The sequence below is a fragment of the Salinivibrio sp. IB643 genome, from assembly GCF_001996105.1.
Taxonomy (GTDB): Bacteria; Pseudomonadota; Gammaproteobacteria; order Enterobacterales; family Vibrionaceae; genus Salinivibrio; species Salinivibrio costicola.
Window position 1 is genome coordinate 1 of sequence record NZ_MUFF01000050.1, and the last position, 7,399, is coordinate 7,399.

Consider the following 7,399-nt stretch of genomic DNA (forward strand, 5'->3'; position numbering starts at 1 on the left):
CTCGCTCGATCAACACGCTCAAGAGGTGAGTGGCATTGTAAATTTAATTCGCGATGTCGCCGATCAAACCAACCTGCTGGCGTTAAACGCAGCCATTGAAGCGGCACGCGCCGGCGAACAGGGCCGAGGGTTTGCGGTGGTTGCCGATGAAGTACGCAACCTTGCCGAGCGCACGTCCACTGCCACCCAAGATATTACCCAGCTGGTGGAAAAAATTCGTGCGGGCAGCAGCCATGCGTGCACGCTCACCGATACCCTTGCCACTGAAGCCATTCAATACAGCGAACAAGGCCAACAGGTTGCCGATGCCATGGCCATCCAAAGTGAGCAAGCACAGCACAGCCGCACCACCATTAAAGCCTCTGCACTGCGCGCCTTTTGTGAACTGGCAAAACTTGACCATATCAGCTTTAAATTTGCGATATACCGCGTGGTATTGGGCGAAGACAGCATGATGGCGGACGATGTCACCGATCACACCCAATGCCGACTCGGCCAGTGGTATAACCATGGTGAAGGGCAGCAATATTTTGGTCAGTTGCAAACGTTTAAAGCCATTTCCGGGCCTCACGAGCAAGTGCATACCCATGCCAAGGCTGCGGTGGCGGCGTTTCATGCTCAGCAACCCGATCAAATGGTCACCGCATTAAAAGAGATGGAAAACGCCAGCATGACGGTGATCGATAAGCTTGAACATCTCGCAATAGAAGGGAGTGAAGAGGTGGCGTAACAACGGGGTGTTAAATCGACGAGCGCATGGTAATCTCAAGTCAAACTAAGGAAAGATGGCCGAAGGAGGCTGAAGTTACCATGACGTCGATTGCACTACTCGATGGTGGCCTAGGGCAAGAAATTTATCAACGTGGCCCCGATGTGAGCTCTAAGCTTTGGTCGGTCGCGGTGATGTTAAAACATGCCAATATTGTCAAAGACGTGCACAAAGATTTTATCCGTGCCGGCGCGAAAACACATACCTTAAATACCTATCCTGCGACACCCACACGTCTGGCCAAAGCGGGGTTGAGCGATAAAATCAACACCATTTATCAAAAAGCCTTCGAAGCGCTGCAGCAAGCCGTGGATGAGACAGGCGCCGATGTCGATATTGCCGGTTGTTTGCCACCGCTGGTGGGCAGCTACCTCGGCCAGCCGCAACGCAGCTTTGATGACATGAAAGCCGAGTTTTTGCATATTGCCCGCTTGCAGCCTCATGTGGATGTGTTTTTAATCGAAACCATGACCAACACCCTCGAAGCGCGTGCAGCATGCGCCGCCGCCCAAGAGCAAGGCAAACCGTTTGGGGTGGCGTTTCGGTTAGAGCCTAATGGCGCACTCCGCTCTGGCGAGTCGCTCGAACAAGCCATGCACGCGGTCACTGACTACGCGCCGACAGCAGTGATGCTCAATTGCTGCGACCCAGAAGTGCTTACTACGGCGATGCCAAAAATGGCCACCCAAGCTAACATTGTCGGTGGCTATGCCAACGCGTTTAAATCGGTAGAAGACATGGCCAAAGGCAGCAAAGCCGATGCCCTAGAAGCGCGTGAAGATCTCTCACCCTTAGTCCACACCGAACGCGTACAACAATGGATTGCCGACGGTGCCCTGGTGGTCGGCGGCTGCTGCGAGATCACCCCCGCGCACATCCAACACCTCGCGCAAACCCTTGAACAGTCCCACGAGATCATCAAGTTCTCGCAGTTGAGGGGGTAAGGGTTTAACTCGTTCCCACGCGCCGGCGTGGGAATGCATACCGTAGCTAATGCACCACTTGTTCCCACGCTTCTGCCGCGTGCTCTAAGAGCTGGTTTAAATCAGAGAGCTGATGGGCAGGGTAGTTGTCTGCAGGGGTAAACAGGGGAGTGTGATTAGTTGAAAAAGCGAAAAAGCGAAGCGTGAGCMRTTTWAAAAAACCATGCATCTTGCCTAATGATGCCTATTGAATTACGATGCTCCAATATTATTGCATCATTGAGCATACTGCATGAGCGAGCAGCCCAAACAAAAACGCCCTCTGCGCAGCTTGGCGACTATCCAGCCCGGCTACCCGTTCCGGGGAAAGCTCCCCATCGATAGCAACGGGGAYGCTTACGTGGTGCAGTTCCGGCACATTGTTCTCGGAGAGCSCCTGAGTGACAAAGACGGAAAAGCCCTMGACCGGGTCAAGCTGCCGGGCCGAAAGCMCCCCAATTAYCTYTGYCCCAGCGACCTGATATTCATGGCCAAAGGCACTCGTAACCATGCCGCAGTGATAGCCGACGTYCCTAGCAATACAGTTTGCACGCCAAACTTTTATCACATACGCCTAAAACCGGAGGTGGCCCGGCTCTTGCCYGAGTTTCTGGCCTGGCAGCTCAACCATGTAGATGCCCAGCGGTACTTTGCCTCTTGCTCCCAAGGCTCGGCGGCACCCAGCATTACCAAATCGCAACTGGGTGACTTACCCATCGTCATACCATCCATTGAACAACAGAAKCTGATGGTYAAGCTATCCRATGCTGCCACCAGTGAACAAAAACTTTTGAGTCAGTTARTGGAAAACCGACGGCGCATGCTTGATGCTGTCGGACACCATATTCTTCATCCGGATCACTCCATAGGAAATTGATATGAGCAAYGACGCAGTAAAGCAGGAACAGATCAACAAAGCGGTCTGGAACGCCTGTGACACCTTCCGGGGCACGGTAGACCCCAGTATCTACAAGGACTACGTGCTCACCATGTTGTTCGTGAAGTAYCTGTCGGACGTTTGGCAGGATCACTACGACAACTACGTGGCTGAATACGGCGATACGCCGGAGCTGATCGAAGAGCTGATGAAGAACGAGCGCTTCGTTCTGCCCCGGGGKTCCAGCTTCTACGACCTYCACGACAAGCGCCATGAGCCSGGYAACGGTGAGCGGATCGACAAGGCKYTGCACGCCATTGAAGAAGCCAACATCGTCAAGCTGGCMGATGTGTTCCAGGACATCTCTTTCAACTCGACGAAGCTGGGCGACGAAAAGCAAAAGAACGAGCTCCTGCGCTACATCCTCGAAGACTTCCTTCGGCCGGAACTGAACCTGCGTCCGAGTCGGATCGGGAAGCTAGATGTGATTGGTAACGCCTACGAATACCTGATCAAGAATTTCGCAGCCACCTCCGGCAAGAAAGCCGGCGAGTTCTATACCCCGCCGGAAGTGTCCGAGTTGATGGCCGAGATCGTTGATCCCCAGGCCGGCGACGAAATCTGCGACCCCGCGTGTGGCTCAGCCTCCCTGTTGCTCAAGTGCGCCAACCAGATTCGCAAGGAAGATGGCTCCAAGAAGTTTGCCCTGTTTGGTCAGGAAGCCATCGGCAGCACCTGGGCCCTGGCCAAGATGAACATGTTTCTGCACGGCATCGACAACCACAAGCTCGAATGGGGCGACACCATTCGTAACCCGCTCCTACTGGACGAGAACGGCGGTCTAAAGCATTTTGAAGTGGTGGTGGCCAACCCCCCCTTCTCGCTGGAGAAGTGGGGCTATGAAGGCGCTGACGGCGACCCGTATGCCCGCTTCCGTCGCGGTGTACCGCCTAAATCCAAGGGCGACTATGCCTTCATCCTGCACATGATCGAGACCCTGAAGCCGAAGACCGGCCGCATGGCAGTCGTTGTGCCCCACGGCGTTCTGTTCCGAGGCTCAGCGGAAGGCAAGATCCGTAAGAAGCTGATCGAAGAAAACCTGCTGGATGCCGTGATCGGCCTGCCCGAGAAGCTGTTCTACGGCACCGGCATCCCGGCAGCAATACTAGTGTTCCGTAAGGACAAAACCGACAACAAGGTGCTGTTCATCGACGCCAGCCGCGAGTTCCAGTCCGGCAAGAACCAGAACCAGTTGTCCGATGACAACATCGCCAAGGTGGTCGACACCTACAAACAGCGCGACACTCGGGATAAGTATTCCTACCTCGCCAGCCTAGATGAAATCCAGGAGAACGACTTTAACCTCAACATCCCCCGCTATGTGGACACCTTCGAGGAAGAGGAAGAGATCGACCTGATGGCCGTGCAAGCGGAGCGGAAGGAGATTGAGGCTGAGATTGCGAAGTTGAACGAGCAGATGGACGGGTATCTGAAGGAGTTGGGTTTTGATCTGGAAAATGGAGTTCGTCCATGAATGAATGCCGAACTGGTTGGGAAAAACACGATTTAGGCGAAGTCGTAACTCACAAAAAGGGCTTTGCCTTTAAATCAGAGAAATATCTCCAGTCTGGTGTAAGGATAATCAGAATATCGGATACCACTAGGGACTCGATCCATAATGAGCATCCTGTTTTTTGGGCTGAGAATGAAGCCGAAAATTTCAAAGAATACAGGCTGAACGAAAACGATATTGTCCTCTCTACGGTTGGCTCTCGGCCCCACCTGCCACAATCAATGGTTGGTAAGGCGATTCGAGTACCAAGAGACGCTGCCGGCAGTCTTCTCAACCAAAATTTAGTAAAGCTTATTCCAAAGGCATCCAAGATTACCAATCAGTATCTCTATGAGATTTTAAAGAATCGTCGGTTCATTTCGTACCTGTCTGCTCTTGTTCGTGGAAACGCTAATCAAGTGTCTATTTCACTTTCAGACATATTCAGTTTTCGGTTTGTCCTCCCACCCCTCCCCGAACAAAAAAAGATCGCCCAGATCCTCTCCACCTGGGATCAGGCCATCACCGCCACCGAACGCCTGCTTGAGAACAGCCAACAGCGGAAGAAAGGATTGATGCAGCAGTTACTGACCGGGAAGAAGCGGTTGCCGGGGTTTGAGGGGGAGTGGGAAGAAATAACTCTCGGATCAGTCGGTAAAATAAGCTCAGCTGGTGTTGATAAGAAGATTGTCGATGGAGAGCAAAGCGTTAGGCTGCTCAACTACCTCGATGTTTTCCGCAGAGAATTCATTTTTGACCACGAACTTACTCACACAGTTACTGCACCAGAGCGCAAAATCACTAACTGTGATGTTCGAAAAGGAGATATTTTCTTTACTCCATCCTCCGAAACCCGAGACGAGGCAGGTATCCCCGCTGTAGCCGCAGAGGACATGCCGGGCGTCGTTTATAGTTACCACATAGTTCGGTTTCGTCCTAGTCGGCCGCTGGATTTGAATTTCTCTACATACGCCTTCCAGACCGATGAGTTCAGACGCCAAACTTACCGGTTATGTGATGGTAGCGGGCAAAGGTACGTTTTATCACAGGATGATTTTCGTGGCATTCGGATAACCATCCCAAATCTGGACGAACAAAGAGCTATCGGGCAGGTACTCAAGGTGGCATCGGATGAAATTTCAGTTTTGCAATATCGCATAAGTTTTTTGAAAGAAGAAAAGAAAGCCCTGATGCAACAACTCCTGACCGGCAAACGTCGGGTGCAAGTGGAAACGGAGGCTGCATGAACACCACCCCTCAAGGGAATGAGCAGTATTCCAGCCACATCCCGGCCTTGGCTACATTGATCAACCTTGGCTGGACGTTTTTGCCGGCCACCAAGTGTCAGGCCCTACGCGGCAGCCAGCGGGATGTGGTGTTGAAGCCAGTGTTGGAGCAGGTGTTGCGCCAGCGTCGATTCGAGTTCAAAGGTGAATCGTACCCGTTATCTGAACAGGCCGTGGATCAGGTGATGCGTGAGATCACCACGCCGTCCATGGCGCAGGGACTGATGGCGGCCAACCAGTCCGTTTACGACATGCTAACGCTCGGCATTACCGTGACCGAGTTTGTTGATGGCAAGAAGGCCACGCCCACGATCCACCTGATCGATTGGGAGAACCTGGACAACAACCAGTTCCATGTCACCGAAGAGATGGACGTGTTGTCTGCCCAGGGTACCCACACCCGTCGGCCGGATGTGGTGACGTTTGTCAACGGCATTCCCCTGGCGGTGATCGAGGCCAAGAAGGCGGCCTCCGGCAACCCTAATAAGGACATGGTGGAAGAAGGGATCAGCCAGAACATCCGTAACCAGAGAAACGATGAGATCCCCTACCTGTACGCCTTCGCCCAGCTGTTGTTTGCGATCAGTCGCAACGATGGCCGGTACGGCACCACACATACGCCGATGAAGTTCTGGTCGAAGTGGCAGGATGAGGAGTTCGACGACCAGTACGTGCAGGGCATCAAGAACCAGCCGCTGTTAGCGTCGGACAAAAACACCCTRTTTCAGGACAAACCCGGTAAGATCCGCGATTACTTTGAAGCCCTCTGGTCGAAGCCGATGATGCCCACCGAACAGGATCGGCTGTTAGTGGGKCTGCTYGACCGGCACCGCTTTCTRGAGTTTCTGCGGCTGTTCATYCTGTTCGACCAGAAGATTGGCAAAATCGCGGCCCGGTACCCACAGGCTTTTGGTATCAAGGCCCTGCTGGAACGCATCTCTGACTTTAAGCCCTCGGGTGAGCGTAAAGGCGGTGTGCTCTGGCACACCACYGGYTCCGGCAAGTCYTTCACCATGGTCTATCTATGCCGCGCCTTGCTGCTCAGCGACGCATTGAAGAACTGCCGGATCATCGTGGTCACCGACCGAGTGGATCTGGAGAAACAGCTGTCCAAGACTTTCCTGACCGGCGGGGCCTTTGGTGGCGATATCGCCGGCAAGAAGAGTGGCGATTCACTCGCTAAGACCCGCTCCGGTAAAGATCTGGCTAAGCGCATCGGCCAGGGCAATGACCGGATCCTCTTCACCATCATCAACAAGTTCGCCTCAGCCGCTAAACAGCCGGAGTGCTACAACCCCTCAGAGAACATCATCGTCATCGTCGATGAAGGACACCGGAGCCAGGGCGGCGAGAACCACCAGCGCATGCGCCTGGCCTTGCCCAATGCGTCGTTCATTGCCTTTACTGGCACCCCGCTTTTGGACAAGGAAAAAAGCGAAACTGCCGAAAAGTTCGGCGCCATTATCCACGCCTACACCATGAAGCGGGCCGTAGAAGATGGGACGATTACCCCGCTGTTGTATGAAGAGCGCAAGCCGCTGTTAAACGTGAACCAGGAAGCCGTTGATACCTGGTTCGAGAAAGTCACAGCGTCCTTGTCGGACAACCAGAAAGCCGACCTCAAACGCAAGTACGCCAAGCAGGGGCAGATTTATACTGCCGAAGACCGTATCAAGCTCAATGCCTTCGACATCAGCGTGCATTTCAGCGAGAACTTTAAAAAGGCCGAACTGGAGCTGAAGGGCCAACTGGCGACGGACAGCAAGCTCAGCGCGATCCGCTACAAGAAAGCGCTGGATGATCTGGGCCGGGTGACCAGTGCCATCGTGATTTCTGCCCCGGACACCCGGGAGGGTCACACTGAGGTGGATGAGACCAGCCTGCCGCTGGTGCAGGAATGGTGGAAGAAAAACGTCACGGGCGATCCGGAGGACTACGAGAAGACCATTATCG

5 protein-coding genes are annotated in these 7,399 nt (G+C 53.7%); all 5 read left to right on the forward strand.

Annotation, left to right across the window (positions count from 1 at the left end; all coding sequences use genetic code 11):
- Positions 1-730, forward strand: a 730-nt coding sequence (locus BZG77_RS13805) for a methyl-accepting chemotaxis protein (protein ID WP_198532431.1), incomplete at its 5' end; no start/stop codon positions are given.
- A gap of 80 nt (positions 731-810) precedes the next feature.
- Positions 811-1,713: a homocysteine S-methyltransferase family protein gene (locus BZG77_RS13810; protein ID WP_077647656.1), complete on the forward strand. Its 903-nt coding sequence runs from the start codon at positions 811-813 to the stop codon at positions 1,711-1,713.
- Positions 1,714-2,609: 896 nt separating this feature from the next.
- Positions 2,610-4,142: a type I restriction-modification system subunit M gene (locus BZG77_RS13820; RefSeq protein ID WP_077647658.1), complete on the forward strand. Its 1,533-nt coding sequence runs from the start codon at positions 2,610-2,612 to the stop codon at positions 4,140-4,142.
- The gene (locus tag BZG77_RS13825; RefSeq protein WP_077647659.1) at positions 4,139-5,407 is read left to right on the forward strand and encodes a restriction endonuclease subunit S; all 1,269 of its coding nucleotides are present in this window, start codon (positions 4,139-4,141) and stop codon (positions 5,405-5,407) included. The genes BZG77_RS13820 and BZG77_RS13825 overlap by 4 nt, the downstream gene beginning before the upstream one ends.
- The coding region (locus BZG77_RS13830) for a type I restriction endonuclease subunit R (RefSeq protein ID WP_131826163.1) at positions 5,404-7,399 on the forward strand (1,996 nt) is incomplete at its 3' end. The genes BZG77_RS13825 and BZG77_RS13830, both read left to right, overlap by 4 nt.